The 18,219-nt window shown below is 54.3% G+C and carries 19 protein-coding genes; 10 read left to right on the forward strand and 9 right to left on the reverse strand.

Features of this window, described 5'->3' with window-relative positions; all coding sequences use genetic code 11:
- Positions 1–40 precede the first annotated feature (40 nt).
- Complete coding sequence (locus tag ACJJH9_RS20510) at positions 41–583, forward strand: carboxymuconolactone decarboxylase family protein (RefSeq protein WP_252083890.1); 543 nt, start codon at positions 41–43, stop codon at positions 581–583.
- 84 nt (positions 584–667) lie between these two features.
- Here the strand turns inward: ACJJH9_RS20510 and ACJJH9_RS20515 are convergent, their stop codons facing one another.
- The 4 genes from ACJJH9_RS20515 to ACJJH9_RS20530 form a co-directional block, all read right to left on the reverse strand.
- Positions 668–2,062 carry a S8 family peptidase gene (locus ACJJH9_RS20515; protein WP_252083889.1) on the reverse strand — a complete coding sequence of 465 codons (1,395 nt, stop codon included), beginning with the start codon at positions 2,060–2,062 and terminating at the stop codon, positions 668–670.
- A gap of 373 nt (positions 2,063–2,435) precedes the next feature.
- Complete coding sequence (locus tag ACJJH9_RS20520; RefSeq protein ID WP_444887581.1) at positions 2,436–4,181, reverse strand: S8 family peptidase; 1,746 nt, start codon at positions 4,179–4,181, stop codon at positions 2,436–2,438.
- A gap of 649 nt (positions 4,182–4,830) precedes the next feature.
- Positions 4,831–5,406: a rhomboid family intramembrane serine protease gene (locus tag ACJJH9_RS20525; protein ID WP_444923849.1), complete on the reverse strand. Its 576-nt coding sequence runs from the start codon at positions 5,404–5,406 to the stop codon at positions 4,831–4,833.
- Positions 5,407–5,510: 104 nt separating this feature from the next.
- Positions 5,511–6,398: a YicC/YloC family endoribonuclease gene (locus ACJJH9_RS20530; RefSeq protein WP_444883201.1), complete on the reverse strand. Its 888-nt coding sequence runs from the start codon at positions 6,396–6,398 to the stop codon at positions 5,511–5,513.
- 109 nt (positions 6,399–6,507) lie between these two features.
- Between ACJJH9_RS20530 and rph the strand changes: the two genes are divergently transcribed.
- On the forward strand, positions 6,508–7,227 hold the full coding sequence (gene rph, locus ACJJH9_RS20535) for a ribonuclease PH (RefSeq protein ID WP_444923850.1): 720 nt from the start codon (positions 6,508–6,510) through the stop codon (positions 7,225–7,227).
- Between the two features lie 108 nt (positions 7,228–7,335).
- On the opposite strand, the gene ACJJH9_RS20540 is transcribed toward rph, so the two are convergent.
- Positions 7,336–8,103 carry an exodeoxyribonuclease III gene (locus ACJJH9_RS20540; RefSeq protein WP_252083884.1) on the reverse strand — a complete coding sequence of 256 codons (768 nt, stop codon included), beginning with the start codon at positions 8,101–8,103 and terminating at the stop codon, positions 7,336–7,338.
- 117 nt (positions 8,104–8,220) lie between these two features.
- Here ACJJH9_RS20540 and pyrE point away from each other — a divergent pair, with 117 nt between their 5' ends.
- Together pyrE and ACJJH9_RS20550 are read left to right on the forward strand one after the other, a co-directional pair.
- On the forward strand, positions 8,221–8,871 hold the full coding sequence (gene pyrE, locus ACJJH9_RS20545; protein WP_444923851.1) for an orotate phosphoribosyltransferase: 651 nt from the start codon (positions 8,221–8,223) through the stop codon (positions 8,869–8,871).
- A gap of 51 nt (positions 8,872–8,922) precedes the next feature.
- Positions 8,923–9,522 carry a hypothetical protein gene (locus ACJJH9_RS20550; RefSeq protein WP_444923852.1) on the forward strand — a complete coding sequence of 200 codons (600 nt, stop codon included), beginning with the start codon at positions 8,923–8,925 and terminating at the stop codon, positions 9,520–9,522.
- 84 nt (positions 9,523–9,606) lie between these two features.
- Here ACJJH9_RS20550 and slmA read toward each other — a convergent pair whose 3' ends face one another.
- The 4 genes from slmA to coaBC all read right to left on the reverse strand — a co-directional run bounded on the left by slmA (position 9,607) and on the right by coaBC (position 15,032).
- Entirely contained in the window at positions 9,607–10,215 is a 609-nt protein-coding gene (gene slmA, locus ACJJH9_RS20555; protein ID WP_252083881.1) for a nucleoid occlusion factor SlmA, read from the reverse strand.
- A 127-nt stretch (positions 10,216–10,342) separates the two neighbouring features.
- Complete coding sequence (argB, locus tag ACJJH9_RS20560; protein WP_252083880.1) at positions 10,343–11,245, reverse strand: acetylglutamate kinase; 903 nt, start codon at positions 11,243–11,245, stop codon at positions 10,343–10,345.
- Between the two features lie 153 nt (positions 11,246–11,398).
- Complete coding sequence (locus ACJJH9_RS20565; protein WP_444910836.1) at positions 11,399–13,801, reverse strand: phosphomannomutase/phosphoglucomutase; 2,403 nt, start codon at positions 13,799–13,801, stop codon at positions 11,399–11,401.
- 22 nt (positions 13,802–13,823) lie between these two features.
- Positions 13,824–15,032 (reverse strand): bifunctional phosphopantothenoylcysteine decarboxylase/phosphopantothenate--cysteine ligase CoaBC, encoded by a 1,209-nt coding sequence (gene coaBC / locus ACJJH9_RS20570; protein WP_444923853.1) that lies wholly within the window; start codon positions 15,030–15,032, stop codon positions 13,824–13,826.
- Between the two features lie 151 nt (positions 15,033–15,183).
- On the opposite strand from coaBC, the gene radC reads away from it, so the two are divergent.
- The 6 genes from radC (at position 15,184) to ACJJH9_RS20600 (ending at position 18,202) form a co-directional block, all read left to right on the forward strand.
- The gene (gene radC / locus ACJJH9_RS20575) at positions 15,184–15,858 is read left to right on the forward strand and encodes a RadC family protein (protein WP_444923854.1); all 675 of its coding nucleotides are present in this window, start codon (positions 15,184–15,186) and stop codon (positions 15,856–15,858) included.
- Positions 15,859–16,085: 227 nt separating this feature from the next.
- Positions 16,086–16,322 (forward strand): 50S ribosomal protein L28, encoded by a 237-nt coding sequence (gene rpmB, locus ACJJH9_RS20580; protein WP_020413982.1) that lies wholly within the window; start codon positions 16,086–16,088, stop codon positions 16,320–16,322.
- A 36-nt stretch (positions 16,323–16,358) separates the two neighbouring features.
- Positions 16,359–16,514 (forward strand): 50S ribosomal protein L33, encoded by a 156-nt coding sequence (gene rpmG, locus ACJJH9_RS20585; RefSeq protein WP_020413983.1) that lies wholly within the window; start codon positions 16,359–16,361, stop codon positions 16,512–16,514.
- Between the two features lie 87 nt (positions 16,515–16,601).
- Positions 16,602–17,417 carry a bifunctional DNA-formamidopyrimidine glycosylase/DNA-(apurinic or apyrimidinic site) lyase gene (gene mutM, locus ACJJH9_RS20590; protein ID WP_444923855.1) on the forward strand — a complete coding sequence of 272 codons (816 nt, stop codon included), beginning with the start codon at positions 16,602–16,604 and terminating at the stop codon, positions 17,415–17,417.
- Positions 17,418–17,490: 73 nt separating this feature from the next.
- On the forward strand, positions 17,491–17,649 hold the full coding sequence (locus ACJJH9_RS20595; RefSeq protein WP_444903461.1) for a DUF5993 family protein: 159 nt from the start codon (positions 17,491–17,493) through the stop codon (positions 17,647–17,649).
- 13 nt (positions 17,650–17,662) lie between these two features.
- Positions 17,663–18,202, forward strand: a complete 540-nt coding sequence (locus tag ACJJH9_RS20600; protein WP_252083874.1) for a disulfide bond formation protein B — start codon at positions 17,663–17,665, stop codon at positions 18,200–18,202.
- The last annotated feature ends 17 nt before the right edge of the window (positions 18,203–18,219 follow it).

The following is an 18,219-nucleotide window of genomic DNA, read 5'->3' on the forward strand; positions in this document are numbered from 1 at the left end:
GCTCAAGTATTAAACCCAAACATTAAAGGTGAGTTCAGCGATGAAAGAGTCCCGGATTTACGATCTTGAAAGTGCACCGCAAGACAGCAAGCCCCTCCTCCAGAAATCTATCAAGGCCTTTGGCTCTATCCCCAACTTGCACGGGGTTATGGCAGAGTCGCCCCAAGCTCTGGCGGCTTACCAGGATTTACATCAGTACTTCCTGGACACCTCATTCAATGCCGAAGAAATGACTGTGGTCTGGCAGAGCATCAATGTGGAGCATAACTGTCACTACTGTGTACCGGCACACAGCGCTATTGCCAAGGCGATGAAAGTAGCGGACGAAGTGAATGAGGCCCTTCGCAATAAGACGCCCCTACCTACTGAAAAACTTGAAGTACTGCGGGATACCACCCTGGCAATTGTGCGTGAACGCGGTGTGATTTCAGATGAGATATCAGAGCGGTTTTACGCAGTGGGCTATAACCGCCAAAACCTGCTGGAGATTATTGTTGGGGTTGCGCAGAAAGTGATGAGCAATTACATCAATCATCTTGCAGATACGCCGGTTGACCCCCAATTTGCCGCGTTTGTTCGCTAGATTGCGTGGGCCGGCACGGGAAAGCTAAAAGGCCGGCATTTGCCGGCCTTTCCATAAGATCCACAAGCGGTGGCTATGGGGGAATCAGTTACTGGCCGCTGCCACTGCTGCAGCAGCGTCGACAATGCCAGAGCCACAGCGCGAGCAAGAGGACGGGAAACTGCGCGCGGTGCTGGTGAGAATAGACTCTACCTGATCGGGTGTCACATTGGGATTCACCGAATAGATCAGAGCTGCGGCACCGGCTACATGGGGGGTGGCCATGCTGGTACCGGGATAGTAAGCATAGGAATCCGTACCGGCTACAGTGTTGCCGCTGTTGAGAGTGGATAGCACACCATCACTGCTTACCACATTGGTCTCACCACCCGGTGCGGCTACGTCGACCACATTACCGTAATTAGAGTAGTAGGCGCGACCACCAGAGCGATCTGTGGCGGCAACAGTAATAACCCCCGAGCAGCTTGCTGGCGTGTAACGGCGAGCGTTGCGAGCGGAGTTGCCGGCGGCAACCACGACGGTGGCACCGAGGCTGCGTGCGGTATTGATGGCATTCTGCGTTGTGGTAGCGCAGCTGCCGCTACCACCCAGGCTCAAGTTCAGTACCTGGGCGGGGTTGGCGTTGGTTGGGACACCGCTGACAGAACCGCCGGCGCTCCAGATGATGCCGTCGGCAATATCTGAAGTGTAACCGCCACAGCGGCCGAGTACTCGCACGGGTACGATCTTCGCTTTGGAGGCCACACCGGCTACGCCCATATTATTGTTGGTCACTGCCGCTATGGTGCCGGCGACATGGGTACCGTGCCAGCTGCTGTCCGCTTCCGGATATCGTGGGTCACCACAGTAGGTATTGGTATACCAGTCGCCGGGGTCGGTGGCGTCGCTGTCGCGGCCGTCGCCATCCACAGAGACATCGGTATCGGAAATCATGTCGTAACCGGGCAGCAGGTTAGCGGTCAGATCTGCGTGGGGCAGGAAGCCGGTATCGATAACTGCAACGACCACACCCTCGCCCTGAGTGGTATCCCAGGCTGCCGGCAGATTAAGGCCACCGGTGGACTCAAAATAGTGCCACTGATCGTAATAGCTGGGGTCATTGGGTACGGCCATGGCCTTCATCATCAGGTCGGGCTCTGCATACTCGACATCGGGGTCCTGTTTAAGGCGGCTGATAATAGCCTCAAGCTCTGCTTTGTTTTTGCGTCCCTCCAGGCGCATCACCTGAGCACCTGTGGCCATACGGCGCAGGTGGCGCATTTTATGGCCGGCGCGGCGGGAGGCTTTATCTACGGTTTCTGGAGCTAGTCTGGCCGCCTGCCCTATTTTAGCGCCCTGCTTGTATTTGACGATAATGCGGTCGGTGATTTGAGCGTTGCTGGTATCTTCGACCTGGGCGGCGAAGGGGCTTGCACACAGCAGTGAAAATACGCCGGCCAGTGCGGACTTATGCAATAGATTTTTCAGTGGTGTTTTCATTATTGTTATCTCTCCGTGATGGATGGTTATCACCCTGGTCAATATTTAGCTGACAAGAGGGGAAATCCGGGTGCTTGGCTTTCGGTAGAACTGCAAAAAAGCGTGGCACCGTTAGAACACAGGCAAAATATGTGCCCGAAAAAAGTGCATTAAGGAATTTTGTCGATACAGCTGGCAAAGTTCGGGGTTGGTGCAGGGGTGCAGGGGTGCAGGGGTGCAGAGGCATGGCCTCTTACTTAGCCGCGTAACGCACAGCTCATTATTTCCCTTTCCCCCGCACCAATTGGGTGAGGTACTTTGGTTCTTTATTGCTAATCCGCACCAAAATACCTCTTTCGTGGCCGGAGCTTTTGGCGCCGGCCTATGTCGTCAATTAGGGAGTAGTTTCAGCCTTTAGGGTGACGCCGCTGTAGGAGTCGTAACCGTAAACACTGACATACCAGGTACCCGAGTCAGGGTTGCTAATAGTGCAGCTCTCTTCATTTCCCCAGAGGTAGGGGCGGCAATCGTACCGACGCAGAGTGGGGTAGTTGGCATGGCGGACATAGAGGTCGACCTCGCCACTACCGCCAGACATCTCTATATTCAAGCTTGTGGTACCCGCAGCGACTTCGATGGTGAAGTCGTTCCAACTGCCGGAGCTGCCGGAAAGGTTGGATTCGGTCCAGCTGACACCACCGCCATTTCCGTTATCGCCACCGTTGTCTCCATCGCTACCGCCGCTCGCCATGGCCACTGCTGCTGTAGCATCGACAATACCGGCACCGCAGCCGCTGCATGAAGATGGGAAACTGCGTGCGGTGGTGGTGAGTATCGATTCGATGTCGTCCGGGCCCAGGTCAGGGTTTACCGAATACAGTAGTGCGGCAGCACCGGCAACATGTGGGGCAGCCATACTGGTGCCTTGCATATAGACGTAGCTATCGCTGCCCGCGACGGTACTGCCACTATTGTGGGTGGAGAGAATGCCGTTCGGGTCGTTAGCAAAACTCTGCGCTCCCCCCGGTGCTGCAACATCCACTACGCTGCCGTAGTTGGAGAAGTAAGAGCGGCCGCCATCGCGGTTCGTTGAGGCAGTAGTTATTACGCCATCGCAGCTGGCGGGAGTGTATTGGCTGGCGTTATCGGATTCATTACCGGCAGCGACTACGATAGTGGCGCCTAGGCTGCGTGCGGTGTTGATAGCATTCTGAGTTGTCGTGGCACAGCTGCCACCACCACCAAGACTCAGGTTGAGTACTTGTGCGGGGTTGGGGTTGGATGGCAGGCCGCTGACAGAGCCGCCGGCGCCCCAGATGATGCCATCGGCGATATCTGAGGTATAGCCACCACAGCGGCCGAGCACGCGTATCGGTACGATCTTGGCTTTGTAGGCGACACCGGCGATACCCATATTGTTATTGGTGACGCCTGCGATGGTGCCGGCGACATGGGTGCCGTGCCAGCTACTGTCGCTTTCCGAGGGGATGCGAGGATCATCGCCACAGGCTTTGTCCGTATACCAGTCGCCTGGGTCTGTGGCATCGCTATCACGGCCATCGCCGTCTACAGACACGAAAGTGTCAGAAATCATGTCGTAGCCCGGCAGAATATTGCCCACCAGATCAGGGTGTGGGCGGTAACCGGTGTCGAGCACCGCGACAACCGCTCCCTCACCCTGAGTGACATCCCAGGCCGATGGCAGGTTCAGGCCGCCGGTGGACTCAAAGTAGTGCCACTGGTTGAGATAGCTAGAGTCATTGGGCACAGCCATTGCGCGCATCATCAGATCCGGCTCAGCGTACTCCACATCCGGATCCTGTTTCAGACGGTTGATAATTGCGTTCATTTCCGTTCTGTTTTTGCGACCTTCCAGGCGCATTACCTGAGCACCAGTGGCCATACGGCGCAGGTGACGCATTTTGTGGCCGGCGCGACGGGAGGCCTTTTCCACCGTTTCCCTGGCCATGCTGGCAGCCCGGCCAACCTTGGCGCTTTCCTTGTATTTAACGATGATGCGGTCTGTCAGCAGAGCGTTGTCCGCTTGTTGTGCCTGGGCAGTGAAGGGCGCAGTGCATAGCAGTGTAAAAACGCTCGCTAGAGCCGTCTTCTGCCGAAGGTTCTTGAGTGGTGAAGTCATTATTATTTGCTCTTCGAAATTATTGTTATCCGACAGCCAGCCAATCAGCTGGTCTATCGGTCACTCCTGAAAAGACCTTTCACTGACAGAAATATATCTGCCAATAGAAAGTCCCGAATAGCCGCCAGAATAGGCATTTGGCGGTTAAAAAGACCAAAATTAGTACCAAAGTTTCACATTGGCACAGATATATAACGACTTTGAGATTATTGTCCTCAGCTGAGGAACCTGAAATTGTGTGGCTTATGACGACAAATTTATAATTTTTTAGAAAAAAGTCAGGTAATGAGAACTTGGTCAGTGAGAAGGTGTGTCTTAGTTCACGAGCTCAGTTGGCGAGGGGTGGTTATCGGTTTTGCAGAAAAAAACAGTAAATCACTGTTTGGCAGCAAATGATTTTATGCCTTTATGGTGCGAGGTAATTTTAAGTATTTTTGTCACAGCGCATGCATTAATCGCCAGTGGTAGCTTCTTTCAGAGTTCGCGCTGAATACTGACTGGTAACTTTTCTGACATCACAATGACTTCAAAACAGCATTCAGCCGTCTGTACGAACTATGGCCGGAAACTTGTTTTTATTTTTTTGAGTGCACACAGAGAGCGGTCATCCGGCTCCCTGTGTGCCTGCTGTGAATTTGCTAGAGAAAAACTATGAATTTTTAGATACAGCTTGTCGGTCCGTAATAGGGTTGGGTGTGTGGGCCCATATTTTTGCAGCCATTATGCCAAACAGAAAACCGAATAGATGCGATTCCCAGGAGATATACATTCCTTGTGGCAGCACACCAAAAATAAGCCCGCCATAAACCAATCCGACAAAAATGGATATCAATAGTCGAACAAACTGCTTGCTGATAAAGCCGGCCAGCAATAAGAATCCAAAATAGCCATAAATTACTGAACTTACGCCCAGATGGTTCCCGCCTCTAGCAAATAGCCAAACGGCAAGGCCAGTGGTGACAATAATCGTCAGAGTGACTTTTAGGTAGGTTTTTACTCCATATTGCAACAGCAAAAAACTGAAAACGCACAGGGTTACTATATTGGATAGAAAATGCCAGATGCTTCCGTGTAGCAATGGAGCGGTAAAAATATGGGGCAGATGGTCGATGGATCTAGGAACTAGGCCGAAGTAATTCAATGAGCGGCCAGATAATATATTAATAATTTCAATAATGGTTACAGCTAAGAATATAGCCCCAACCCATTTAATATTATTTCGCATATAAAATGTATTTCAATGTTAGTTGGGTAAAGCAGCAGATAGTTTTTTAGCCGAACGTGAATACGGGGCTCTTATTTTGGTTTTAAAAAAGCCCCATAATATGCTTACTCAATATTTTGTACTTGCTCACGCATTTGTTCGATCAAGACCTTCAGCTCTACTGCAGCCTGGGTGGTGTCGGTTACCACGGACTTGGAGGATAGAGTGTTGGCCTCGCGGTTAAATTCCTGCATTAGAAAATCCAAGCGCCGACCTATAGCGCCGCCTCCAGCGAGTACCCGGCGGGTTTCTACAGTGTGGGCATTTAGGCGATCGAGTTCTTCATCGACGTCGGCTTTTTGAGCGAGCAGTACAATTTCCTGTTCCAAGCGCTCCTTATCCAATTCTATAGAGAGCTCTTCCAGGCGGTTGCGCAGTTTTTCCCGCTGTGCCTCTAGAATCTGTGGTAGCAGTTCCCGCACTAGGGCGACTTGTTCTTCAATGCCTTTTAAGCGGGCTTCAATAAATTTGGCTAACTCCGCACCCTCACGCTCACGATTCGCGCGCAGTTGTTCTAGCGCTTCGCGAAACGCCTGCAAAATAGTGGCGGATTGCTGCTCAGTATCGGCTTCCGGTTCGCTAATAACACCGGGCCATTGGAGAATCTGCAGGGGGTTGAGTGGTTGGGCGCCTTCACCGCCGGTCACTTGTTTGGCGGCGTTAATCAATGCTTGTGCCAGCGGCTGATTAATTTCAAGCCCACTCGTTTCCACACTGTTGGGTTTTACTGTAAGCGTGAGTTCCACTTTTCCACGGGATAAACTTTTCCGCAAAATATCTCGTAACTGCGCTTCCAGAGGGCGGGCGACCTCGGGCAGACGGAAGTGCGGCTCCAGGTAGCGATGGTTGACCGAGCGCAGCTCCCAAATGGCGTTTCCTGTGGCATAAGCGGCTTCGGCGCGACCGAAGGCTGTCATGCTTCGCACTTTGTTCTGTTCCCGGTTATTGGCCATTGCTCATCCCCTGCAGGCGTATTTATCGGCTCGGCATCATAGCACAGCGTTCGGATATCCATGTGGGGGTATATAATGCAGGGCTTTCATTCATTGACCGAGGTGAGCTATGCAGCGTCCCAGTGGCCGCGCGGCGGCGCAGATGCGCCAGATAAAAATTACCCGAAACTACACCCGCCACGCCGAGGGCTCTGTGTTGGTAGAGTTTGGCGACACAAAAGTTCTGTGTAATGCCTCAGTGTCGAGTGAAGTACCGCGCTTCCTGCGCGGTCAGGGCAGCGGTTGGATCACCGCGGAGTATGGCATGCTGCCGCGCTCTACAGGTTCCCGCATGCCGCGTGAGGCAGCCAAGGGTAAACAGAGCGGCCGTACTGTAGAGATCCAGCGTCTGATTGGCCGCTCCCTGCGCGCAGCGGTGGATCTGGAAAAGCTTGGAGAGAATCAGATCACCCTGGATTGCGATGTTATCCAGGCCGATGGCGGCACACGCACAGCGGCTATTACCGGCGCTTGTGTAGCCTTGGTGGATGCGCTGCGCCATATGCAGCGGGAAAAAATTCTCGCTGAGGATCCGTTGCTCAACCTTGTCGCGGCGGTCTCTGTCGGAATTTATGACGGCGAGCCGGTTTTGGATCTGGACTATCCAGAGGACAGTGCGGCGGATACGGATATGAATCTGGTGATGGCGGCAGACGGAGGTATGATCGAAGTACAGGGTACCGCTGAAGGTAAGCCTTTTTCCGAGAAAAAGTTCGCGCAGATGCTGGGCTTGGGTAAAGCAGGAATCGATGAACTGATCGAGATACAGCAAAAAGCCTTGGATGAGTGAGGCTTTGTATTTTGCTGAGTTAGGACCGCTCCCGCTGTAAAGCGGGTCGGTTCGCGACAGGACTCGGCTCCCCTACTCTCAGCCGAAATGGGCCGAGTCCTCAACGGTTTATACTTCCAGGTCGTAATCCATCATTAGTGGTAGGTGGCTGGAGAAATTCACATTCTTGTTAATCGCACCGTACTCAATACGATTTTTCAACCCGTGTGAAACGATCTGCATGTCGGTCCGCCAGCCATCACCTTCGCCTACGGTGCCACTCGGCCACCAGGTAAATTCATCGGTGTCTTTGACCACGCGGCGAAAGGCATCGACATAGCCAATTTCATTGAACAGCTGGTCCAACCAGCGCTGTTCGTGACGCATGAAACCAGGGTTATCCTGGTGGTCCTGCCAGTTCTGCACATCGGCACGGCGGTGTGCCATGCCCCAGTTACCGCAGAAAATAAAATCGCGGCGCTTGCGGCTGATTTTGTGCAGGTGCGCTTGCATGTCGTCGAAAAACTGGACCTTTTTCTCCAGTGAAGCCTCGTCAGTGGCTATTGGCGCTAACAGAGAACCCACACTCAGGCGTTCAAAATCTGCCTGTAAATAGCGCCCATACATATCCTCGCCGTTGGCGAAACCCATACCGAAAATAATGGCTTTGGGCTGGTTGCGTGTATAGATCGCCACGCCGTTTTCATGGGGCGTTCCCGAATCGAAGAAGTAGCTGTAATAGCCATCGGGGTGGAATATGGGGTGGTCTAGCTCCGGCTCCAGAGAGCGCAGGTCTTGAAGGCAGATAATGTCTGCATCCTGCTCAGCTAACCAATCGTAGAGACCGCGCTGTGCGGCCTGATGAACGCCGTCTACAGACAAGCTTACTATTCGCATTATTAGCCCCTTACCAGCGGACTGTGTATCATTAGAAACATTATTTGCATGCCTATCCCCGGAAGAAATGCTACGGGGAGGTCTCCCTTCACCTTAGCTAATAGTTAACAATTTTCCATGCAGCAATATCAGCGCAATTTTATCCAATTGGCCCTGGATCATCAGGTGTTGTGTTTTGGTGACTTCACTCTGAAGTCAGGCCGTCAAAGCCCCTATTTTTTCAATGCTGGCCGCTTCCACACCGGTGCGGCACTAGCCGCACTGGGACAGGCTTACGCCGAGGCGATTATCGCTTCGGGAGTGGAGTTTGATGTCATTTTCGGACCGGCTTACAAGGGTATCCCGCTGGGTGCGGTGACTGCCGTGGCACTGGCTCAGAAAGGTATCGATAAGCCTTTCTGCTACAACCGCAAAGAGGCCAAGGATCACGGCGAAGGCGGAACCTTAGTGGGTGCGCCGCTTAATGGCAAGGTTTTGATCATTGATGATGTGATTACGGCCGGTACTGCGGTGCGTGAGGTGATGCAAATCATTGAATCTCACGGTGCCGAAGCGGCCGGTGTGGTCATCGGTTTAAATCGCCAGGAAAGGGCCAGCGAAGATTGTGAATTCTCCGCTATTCAGCAGGTCGAACAGCAGTTTAATATCCCAGTCATTAGCATTGTACAGCTGGATGATATAGTCAGTTTCCTCGAGCAGGAGTCTCAGGATAGTGAAACCCTGCAAAAAATTGTCGATTACCGGCAGCGTTACGGCGTAACGGGTTAAGTGAGAGGCCCGCTCGTTATAGCGGGCCGCATCAATTTAGTGAGAAGAGCGATGGCAATCGCCCCCATAAAATGTTTCCTGGTTCCTGCCATTCTGTTGTTTTGTACCCTGGCGAGTGCCGCCAGCGGTGAGCAGTTACTCTATCGCTATACCGATGAGCAGGGCATCATGGTACTCAATGAAATGGTGCCGCCGGAGTACGTGGCTAAGGGCTACGAAATTCTCAACCTTTCTGGCCGTGTTATAGAAGTGGTTCCACCGCAGTTGAGCCCCGAGGAGTTCGAAGCGCAGCGCCGACAGGAAGCACGCGAAGAAGCGGACCGCAAGCTGCTCAAACGCTATAACAGCCTTGCCGACATTGAGAGTGCGCGCAAACGCAAGCTGGCAATTGTCGAGCAGGATATGGCGATCATGCACTCGAATATCACCAGTCTCACTCGTCAAATTACCCAGGAAGAAACACAGGCGGCGCGCACCCAGCGCGGTGGGCGCGAGGTGGCTCCGGAGCTCCTGCAGCGTATTGCCGATTTGCAAAAAGAAGTGGCAGTACTGCGCGAGCGCCTTAAACGGCGCGCTGACGAGGCCAGTTCTATCGGTGAGGAATTTGATAAAGCCGCCGCGCGCTACGCAGAAATTACTAACAGATCCTGATAGTGCAGGACCATTAGCGCCTTTCTGGCTTCGTTACACGTGCGTCCTTCCAGTTATCTTTCACTTTCCATACCGCACAGCCAGTTACCTGGCTGCGGCGACGGTCTCGCGGAAAAAGCCGGAGGTCAAAACCGGCCATTGCTCGGCCCAGTACTCGGTGGGTTTGCGCTTAAAGCCGCTGCGTACATATTGCACGATACGGCCCTCGGCACTGGCCAATAACAAGTTGGCGGCACCGCCCAGGGGCAGGGTTGGACGCAGGTGTTCACGCAGTTCCGCTTCACGCAAAATCTGACGGATTTGGGTTTCCAGGCGATCGAACAACTGCAGGATACGCCCGTGCAAACGCTCGGTTTCGCCGGTCAACGCATCGCCAGTGAGAAGTCGGGTAATACCCGGATTGCGCTCACAAAAAGCCAGCAGAAGGTGCAGGATTCTCTGGCATCGCTCCAAAGCAGAGGGTTCTTCCTGAAGGATCAGCGCTATGCGACTGAAAATAGTCTCCTCGATAAACTCGATCAGGCCTTCGAACATTTTTGACTTACTGGGGAAGTGGCGGTATAGCGCCGCTTCAGAAAAGCCAACTTCCTTGGCCAGGGCTGCAGTTGTAATACGTGCGCCAGGACTGGCTTCCAGCATATGTGCCAGAGATTCCAGAATTTGCTGGCGCCGATTGATTTTTTCGCTGCTCATTGATTGCCTTTAGTCCACTTGGGGGGTGGACGGTGATTTTTGCTCTTGTCGCCTTAATATTTCGGCGGCGGAATCCTACCGATTCGTACGTCTGTCTTCAATTGCCAAGCGCTACAGTGCGATGGCTTTATGTCTCACTATTGGTAATCAAGGTGCCGACGCCGGTGTCGGTAAATATTTCCAGCAGGACCGCGTGAGGTACCCGGCCGTCGATAATATGGGCAGAAGTGACCCCGTCTTTTACCGCGTCGAGTGCACAACTGATTTTCGGCAGCATGCCGCCATGAATGGTGCCATCTTCAATCAACCCTTCCACCTGAGGCGTCGTCAGGCCGGTGAGTACCTCGCCCTGCTTATCTTGCAGGCCCGCAACATTGGTGAGCAGCATCAGCTTTTCTGCCTGCAAGCACTCGGCGACCTTACCGGCCACCAGATCGGCATTGATATTGTAAGAAACCCCCTCTTTGTCGACGCCGATAGGGGCGATTACCGGAATAAAGCCGCCCTGGATCAGCATATTGATGACATCGGTATTGACCTTTTCCACCTCGCCTACCTGGCCGATATCAATAATTTCTGAGGCGTGCAGGCCGGCGCTCTCATTTTTGCGGCTCAGTTTGCGCGCTTCGATTAACAAGCCATCCTTGCCGGTAACGCCCACTGCGCGGCCTCCGTTCTGATTGATCAGATTGACAATTTGCTTGTTGACCGTGCCCCCCAATACCATTTCCACCACATCCATGGTCTCGCTATCGGTTACGCGCATACCGTCGACAAAGTGAGATTCGATATTGAGTTTGTTCAACAGCAGGCCTATTTGCGGGCCGCCGCCGTGTACCACTACCGGGTTCATGCCCACCAGCTTCATCAGGATAATGTCGCGGGCAAAGTCGTTTTGCAGCTCGTGATCCACCATGGCATTACCGCCAAACTTTACCACCACGGTTTTATTGGTGAATTGCTGGATATAGGGCAAGGCTTCATTCAAAACCTGAGCAATACGCAGAGCGGACTTCTTATCGAGGGACATGGCAATTCCTTTATGGTGGGATGCGGCTGGATAGCTTTCCCGCTGTCCAGCCGCTGCTGTAGATACTGCGCGGTCGAGATTTTTTTGATTAAAGCACGGAGCGCTAGTCGGTTGCGGCACCTGCCTGTGCCGCACAGGTTTAAAATTGGTGCGCTAGTTGAGCAGTTCCCAATTGGGAACGACAACTGTGGGAGCAATTTTCTTGATCTGCGCCATGACTACTTTGCGAATACGCTCCAGAGCCTCTTTATTTTCGGCCTCGAAGCGCAGGGTCAACGCGCTGGTGGTATTGGAGGCGCGCACCAGCCCCCAGCCATCAGAAAATTCTATGCGCAGACCGTCGGTAGTATTGATATCGGCATTGTCAAAATTGCCTTGTTCGCGCAACTGCTCAATCAGGGAGAACTTCTCCTGCTCCTCTACGGGCAACAATATTTCCGGGGTGCTCTCCATTTGCGGCAGTGAGTCGAGGAGTTCATCTAGGCTCTGTTCCCGCAGGGCCATAATCTCCAGGAGCCGCGCCGCTGCGTAGATACCATCGTCGAAACCAAACCAGCGATCCCGAATAAAAATATGGCCGGATAACTCACCGCCAAGAATTGCCTTGGTTTCTAGCATTTTGTTTTTCATCGGCGCGTGGCCGGTCTTCCACATCACCGGGCGGCCGCCGTACTGGTTTATCAATTGAGCAAGGCTACGGCTGCTTTTCACATCGAAGACGATCGTCTCCCCTGGGTTGCGTGCCAGGATGTCTCTCGCCAGTAGCATAACCAGCTGATCGGCCCAGGCGATGCGCCCGCTGCTGGAAATCAGAGTGACACGATCACCATCGCCATCCAGAGCTATGCCCAGGTCTGCGCCGGTTTCCGCCACTTTGTCGATCAATGCTTGCAGGTTTTCCGGGCGCGTGGGATCGGGTGGATGGTTGGGGAAGTCCCCATCCACTTCACAAAACAGCGGAGTGACTGCGCAGCCCAGCTGCTCAAACAACCGGGGTGCCAAAACGGAAGTGGCTCCATTGCCCGCATCCACTACCAGGTGCGGTTGTCCGGCGAGGGCGACGTTGTTAAAGATCTCGTCAATATATTTGTCTTTAATATCCTGCTCGCGGTTACTGCCTTCCCCGCTTTTGAAGGGCCCCTGCTGCATAAGCTGGTGCAGGCCCTGTAGCTTTTCTTCAGAGAGGGGGCGGCCCTTGAGCACAATCTTGAAGCCATTGTATTCCGCCGGATTGTGGCTCGCGGTCACCATAACACCGCTGCTGGTGTTCTTGCCCTTGGCGCAGGCGTAGTAAAGCAGTGGTGATGGGATCAGGCCCAGATCGATACTGTTACAGCCGCTATCGAGAATCCCCTCCATCAGGCAGTTGCTGAGCAGTGCACTACTGTTGCGGCCATCGCGCCCCACTAGCAGGATTTGCTCTCCGGCGTGCTGTGCCAGGGTACCGAGGGCCTTTCCCAGCTGGTAAGCAAAGGGCTCATCAATTTCCTCACCGGCGATGCCGCGGATATCGTATGCGCGAAACACATGAGGGGGAAACTCGGTAGTTAGCGGATGTTGGGGCTTACCTGATTTGGTCGCAGACCTTGCCTCAGCGCGATTTGTCATATTCTGTTGTAAAGCTTCGGGAGCGATGCTGGGTGCCGATGCGAGCCCTTGGGGTAAAGCTTCATCCGCCAGCAGAGCATCCTGCTGCGACTCGGGCGCAGGGAATTTTTCACTTTCGCTTCTACCACCTTTCTCACCTTTCTGACTGCGCTCCCAGGGGGCACGGTTGTCTCGGGGCAGGAAGCGTAGAAGTACCAGCAAGGAGAACAGCAGGCCGGCGCCGGCTGTGAGATAGATCCACAGAAGTGGCAAGCTGTGTTGCTGGATAAATGCAGGGGAGGGGCTGAACTGCACCTGCAGGTAGCTATCCGGAATTGCTTCAGAATGGCTGAAGCCACTGCCCTGCCCGCCGCGCCAAAGGGGCTGTGCAATCGAATCGGGAAATTTTTGAAGCAGCTGAATCTGTCCCTGGTTTTTATCGAGCGTTTCCAGGGATGTTTGCAAAACAGCGAAGGGCTGGCTGATCAGAAGTTGTTGCCCCGCCAGGTTAACAGCATTGTGAAGCTGCCAGCTGTTGTCGGGGCCGGTACGCAGTATCTCTAGGGGCTGTTGACTGTCTTGTCGGGTACGCTTGAGCAGATCTACTAGCGCGAAGTTCAGGGTTGGCTTTTCACCTGCGCCCACGCGGATTTGTGCCTCTGAAAAGACCTGAATTCGCGATTGTTTCGGTAGTTGTGCTGTTTTTAGCTGTTCTTCAAGGGGTTGTCCATTGCGTTCAATTTGTTGCAGCTGCCGCGTGCGTTCGGCTAACAGAGACTCTACATCTTGCGCGAAGATTTTCCCCTGCGCCCGGGCTGCCTGTTGTACTTGCGCTTGATTGTGGGGGGTGACTATATGCTCAACGATTAGATAGGCCCCGCAGAGCCAGGCGACGGCCGCCAGCAACGAAGGCAGCAGCAACCCCTTGTGCAATAGTCCTTGGCTCTGATTTTTCTTGTTGAAAACCACTGATTTTCCTGCCTGTTAATCTTTATTTCTGCGCTTTGACGGCAATAATTTCTATTAACTGTCGCGCTAGGTCGGCCTTTAGAGCCTCGGGCAGTTGTGTATTGCCGTGGCGATCTATCACCGTGACGGCATTGCGGTCACTATTGAAGCCGGTTTCACTGCCACTGACGTCGTTGGCGATAATCATATCGAGGTTTTTCCGTTGCAGTTTGCTTTGCGCATACTGTTCGACTTGCTGTGTCTCAGCGGCAAAGCCCACGGTAAAGGGGCGTCGCTCGTTGCGCGCGGCGATGCCGGCGACGATATCCGGGTTTTTAACCAGGGTAATAGCGCTCTCGTCGCAGCCCTCGCGTTTCTTGATTTTTTGTTCCGCCACCGAGGTGGGGCGAAAATCGGCAACAGCGGCAGCGCTGATAAAAATATCGCAGAGGTCAGCCGCACGCTCGGCGGCATCGCGCATATCCCGCGCATCGATGACATCGACGCGCTTCACATGTGCGGGAGTGGCTAAATTTACCGGCCCGGCGATTAGTGTGACCTCGGCGCCGGCCCTCCGGGCGGCCTCGGCCAGGGCGAACCCCATCTTGCCGGAGCTGTGGTTGCTCAGGTAGCGTACCGGGTCCAGGGCCTCGCGGGTTGGGCCGGCGGTAATCGCCACGCGCTTGCCGCGCAGACAGTCGTTAGAGCCGAACTGTGACTCGGCCTGCAGGGCCAAGTCAGCGGGCTCCAGCATGCGGCCGGGTCCCACGTCACCACAGGCCTGGCTGCCAGCCGCCGGTCCCCACAGCTGTACCCCGCGGTCACGCAGAGTTTTGGCATTGGCAGTGGTGGCTGGGTGGCGCCACATGGCCTGATTCATGGCGGGGGCCAGGGCCACTGGTGCTTCGCTGGCGAGACACAAGGTGGTGAGCAGGTCGTCGGCCATGCCGCAGGCCAGTTTCGCCATCACCTGGGCACTGGCGGGGGCAATCAGGATCAGGTCGGCCCACTTGGCCAGCTCGATATGCCCCATGGCGGCTTCAGCGGCTGGGTCCAGCAGATCGGTGTGTACAGGGTTGCCGGATAGGGCCTGGAAAGTCAGCGGCTGCACAAACTCGCGCGCGCCGGCGCTCATTACCACTCTCACCTGGGCACCGCGTTCTTTTAGGCGGCGTACCAGGTCGGCGCTCTTGTAGGCGGCAATACCGCCACTGATTCCCAAAAGTATGCGTTTATCGGCCAGTGAGGACATAGATACAGTTTCCGAATATATGCGAGCGGGTTAGATTAGCATTTCTGCGTCTGGACTTATAAGGCGCAGAATAGACGCGAAAATCGTGCTTGTGGTGAGTTGGGGAGAGAGTTCACAAAAAAAAGACAGTCAGGGAAGGCGAGAAACGATTATGAAGATCAAGGATTGGCCGGCGGCTGAGAGGCCCCGGGAGAAGCTGTTGGCGCAGGGTGCCGCGGCGCTGTCGGATGCAGAGTTGTTGGCGATATTTTTGCGGGTGGGGCTGCCGGGCGTTTCCGCAGTGGATTTGGCGCGGGGTCTACTCAGTGAGTTTGGCGGCTTGCGTGCCCTGTTGGAGGCCGGTAGGGAGCAGTTTTGTCGCGCCCGCGGATTGGGGGATGCCAAGTTTGTACAGTTGCAAGCGGCGCTGGAGATAGCGCGACGACACCTGGCAGAAACGGTGCGGAAGGGCAGTGCTTTGTGCAGTCCGGCGGCAGTGAGAGACTACCTGTCTATGCAGTTGCGCCATCGTCGCCGCGAGGTCTTTTGCTGCCTTTTCCTGGATACTCAGCACCGTGTTATCAGTTTCGAGGAATTGTTCGAGGGCACTCTGAATGCCGCCAGTGTTTATCCTCGTGAGGTGGTGCAGGCTGCTTTACAGCGGGGTGCGGCAGCAGTGATTCTGGCGCATAATCACCCATCGGGCATTTGCGAGCCTAGCCAGGCGGACATCTGGATTACCGAGCGTTTGGTACAGGCCCTGGAGCTTGTGGATATCAAGGTGCTGGATCATCTGATAGTGGGCGAGGGCCAGGCCCTATCCTTTGCAGAGCAGGGGCTGCTGTAGGCACTGCAATTGAGAAGCTGCGATTGGCGGAGAAGTACTGTACAAAACTTGCTCCCTACGGGCTCTTTTGGTATAAAACGCCGCTCTTTGCGGCCGGGCCAGATTCTGCACAGGTTCCGCCGCCATCCAGGAACCGGATTAGAATCCCGATTTTTATGTTCCCGCACACCCTTTTCCTCTTCAGGATTGGCGCCATGCGGGCACAAGCGTTTTGAAGAGGCCAACAGATGTCCAAGGTATGTCAGGTAACCGGTAAGCGTCCGGTAACCGGAAACAATGTATCCCACGCTAAGAACCGCACCAAGCGTCGCTTCGTGCCGAACCTGCACAGCCACCGTTTCTGGGTTGAGTCCGAGAAGCGTTTTGTGAAACTGCGTGTTTCCGCAAAAGGCATGCGCGTTATCGATAAGAAAGGTATCGACGCTGTCCTGACTGAGCTGCGCGCCCGCGGCGAAAAAGTATAATTAGCTGTATTCAGCTAACTGATTGGAGATTGAGCAATGCGTGAGAAGATTCGTCTGAATTCCAGCGCCGGTACTGGCCACTTCTACACCACTACTAAGAACAAGCGCAACATGCCTGAGAAAATGGAGATCAAAAAGTACGATCCCGTTGTTCGCAAGCACGTTATGTACAAAGAAGGCAAAATCAAGTAATTGCCTTCCGCGTACTCGCAGAAGAGCCCGGTTCTTGCCGGGCTTTTTTGTGTCCGCTCCTCGGCTACAGCCATCGTGAGATGAGAAATGCCTGAACTCCCAGAAGTAGAAACCACCTGCCGTGGCCTCGCCCCCCATCTAGAGGGGCAGTGGGTGCGATCGGTTGTGGTGCGACAGGCGCGACTGCGCTGGCCTGTGGACCTGGACTTCGCCAAGCACATTAAAAATGCCCGTATTCTGAAGCTGGAGCGTCGCGCCAAATACTTACTGGTGCATACAGATAAGGGGTGTGCCATCTGGCATTTGGGGATGTCTGGAAGCCTGCGCCTGGTCGAGCAGGAAGAGTCCCCTGAGAAGCACGACCATATCGACTGGCGACTCGATAGTGGCCTGACCCTGCGCTACAGGGATCCACGCCGGTTTGGCGCTCTTCTGTGGACCGCAGCAGACCCCCTGGCCCACGATCTACTCAGTCATTTAGGGCCAGAGCCGCTGTCGGAGAGTTTTAATGGTGACTACCTGTTCGCCGCTTCCCGCAAGCGTAAACAGTCGGTGAAAACGTTCATTATGGATGGGCGGATCGTGGTGGGGGTGGGGAATATTTATGCCAGTGAATCGCTATTCCTGGCAGGTATCCGCCCGGATCGTGAAGCGGGCTCTATTTCAAAAGCCCGCTATCTGCGCCTTGCAGAGGCGATCAAAAAGGTATTGAGTCGTGCCATTGCCCAAGGTGGCACTACCCTGCGGGACTTTATCGGAGGTGATGGCAAGCCGGGATATTTCGCCCAGGAACTCAATGTCTACGGCCGCGCGGGAGCACCTTGCCCCAGTTGTGGGAGCCCGGTGCGGGATATGGTTCTGGGCCAGCGCAGTACCTTCTTTTGCACTCGTTGCCAGCGTTGAGTTTACTTTGCGGTAGGGCATTGGCGGGAATTTACTACTAATCTCAGAGTATTGCTGTCTGTGGAGATGGCCCGTGGTATTGGTACTGCCTTTTCTTACCGTTCTGATTGCAGCCTGGTATATATGGAAGCGCCGCCAGCGCGCGGCCACCGTGTGGTGGTTGTTGACTATGGTGATTTACATCATCTGGTTGATTTATCACTCGAACACAACGCTGGACCTCTCCTTCTAGCCGGGGTGCCGCTATGGTGTATATGGTCCGAAGGCTTGATGCCCTGGCTCTTCTCGGCCTCTCTGCGGTTCTCTGGGCGGCTTTTATCATCGAGCTTTACGAGCACCAACTGCCCTGCCCCATATGCCTGCTTCAGCGTGTAGCCTTTACCATGGCTGGCTTGGGCTTGCTGATGAACCTGCGATTTGGTGTACGTCCCGCTCACTACGGAATTGTTATTCTCTCGAGTATTGCCGGGCTGGCTGCTGCCGGGCGCCAGGTGTTGTTGCATATTCTGCCCAATAACCCCGGATTTGGAGAGCCCTTTCTCGGCTTGCATCTCTATACCTGGGCGGCCGTGGCTTTTTTTGGGCTGCTTACTTATTGCGGGGTCGCAATGATGTTGGGCTTCTTGCGGCGGAACCTGTCACCGCGTCGATTCACCTTTCCCGAGAAATTTATCGCGGTGCTGTTTCTCACCATTGCCATGGCGAACCTGGCCAGCACCCTATTGGAGTGCGGTCTAGGTCCCTGTACGAGAGGCTCTTTCGGCTATCACTGGCTGTGGCCTTGAAAAAATCGTTGAATTGC

Source organism: Microbulbifer mixtoriginis (SeqCode) (assembly GCF_052466715.1).

Coding starts and splice junctions, on each gene's coding strand:
- ACJJH9_RS20510 (WP_252083890.1), top strand. CDS start 41: ATGAAAGAGTCCCGGATTTACGATCTTGAAAGTGCACCGCAAGACAGC.
- ACJJH9_RS20515 (WP_252083889.1), bottom strand. CDS start 2,062: ATGAAAACACCACTGAAAAATCTATTGCATAAGTCCGCACTGGCCGGC.
- ACJJH9_RS20520 (WP_444887581.1), bottom strand. CDS start 4,181: ATGACTTCACCACTCAAGAACCTTCGGCAGAAGACGGCTCTAGCGAGC.
- ACJJH9_RS20525 (WP_444923849.1), bottom strand. CDS start 5,406: ATGCGAAATAATATTAAATGGGTTGGGGCTATATTCTTAGCTGTAACC.
- ACJJH9_RS20530 (WP_444883201.1), bottom strand. CDS start 6,398: ATGGCCAATAACCGGGAACAGAACAAAGTGCGAAGCATGACAGCCTTC.
- rph (WP_444923850.1), top strand. CDS start 6,508: ATGCAGCGTCCCAGTGGCCGCGCGGCGGCGCAGATGCGCCAGATAAAA.
- ACJJH9_RS20540 (WP_252083884.1), bottom strand. CDS start 8,103: ATGCGAATAGTAAGCTTGTCTGTAGACGGCGTTCATCAGGCCGCACAG.
- pyrE (WP_444923851.1), top strand. CDS start 8,221: ATGCAGCAATATCAGCGCAATTTTATCCAATTGGCCCTGGATCATCAG.
- ACJJH9_RS20550 (WP_444923852.1), top strand. CDS start 8,923: ATGGCAATCGCCCCCATAAAATGTTTCCTGGTTCCTGCCATTCTGTTG.
- slmA (WP_252083881.1), bottom strand. CDS start 10,215: ATGAGCAGCGAAAAAATCAATCGGCGCCAGCAAATTCTGGAATCTCTG.
- argB (WP_252083880.1), bottom strand. CDS start 11,245: ATGTCCCTCGATAAGAAGTCCGCTCTGCGTATTGCTCAGGTTTTGAAT.
- coaBC (WP_444923853.1), bottom strand. CDS start 15,032: ATGTCCTCACTGGCCGATAAACGCATACTTTTGGGAATCAGTGGCGGT.
- radC (WP_444923854.1), top strand. CDS start 15,184: ATGAAGATCAAGGATTGGCCGGCGGCTGAGAGGCCCCGGGAGAAGCTG.
- rpmB (WP_020413982.1), top strand. CDS start 16,086: ATGTCCAAGGTATGTCAGGTAACCGGTAAGCGTCCGGTAACCGGAAAC.
- rpmG (WP_020413983.1), top strand. CDS start 16,359: ATGCGTGAGAAGATTCGTCTGAATTCCAGCGCCGGTACTGGCCACTTC.
- mutM (WP_444923855.1), top strand. CDS start 16,602: ATGCCTGAACTCCCAGAAGTAGAAACCACCTGCCGTGGCCTCGCCCCC.
- ACJJH9_RS20600 (WP_252083874.1), top strand. CDS start 17,663: ATGGTGTATATGGTCCGAAGGCTTGATGCCCTGGCTCTTCTCGGCCTC.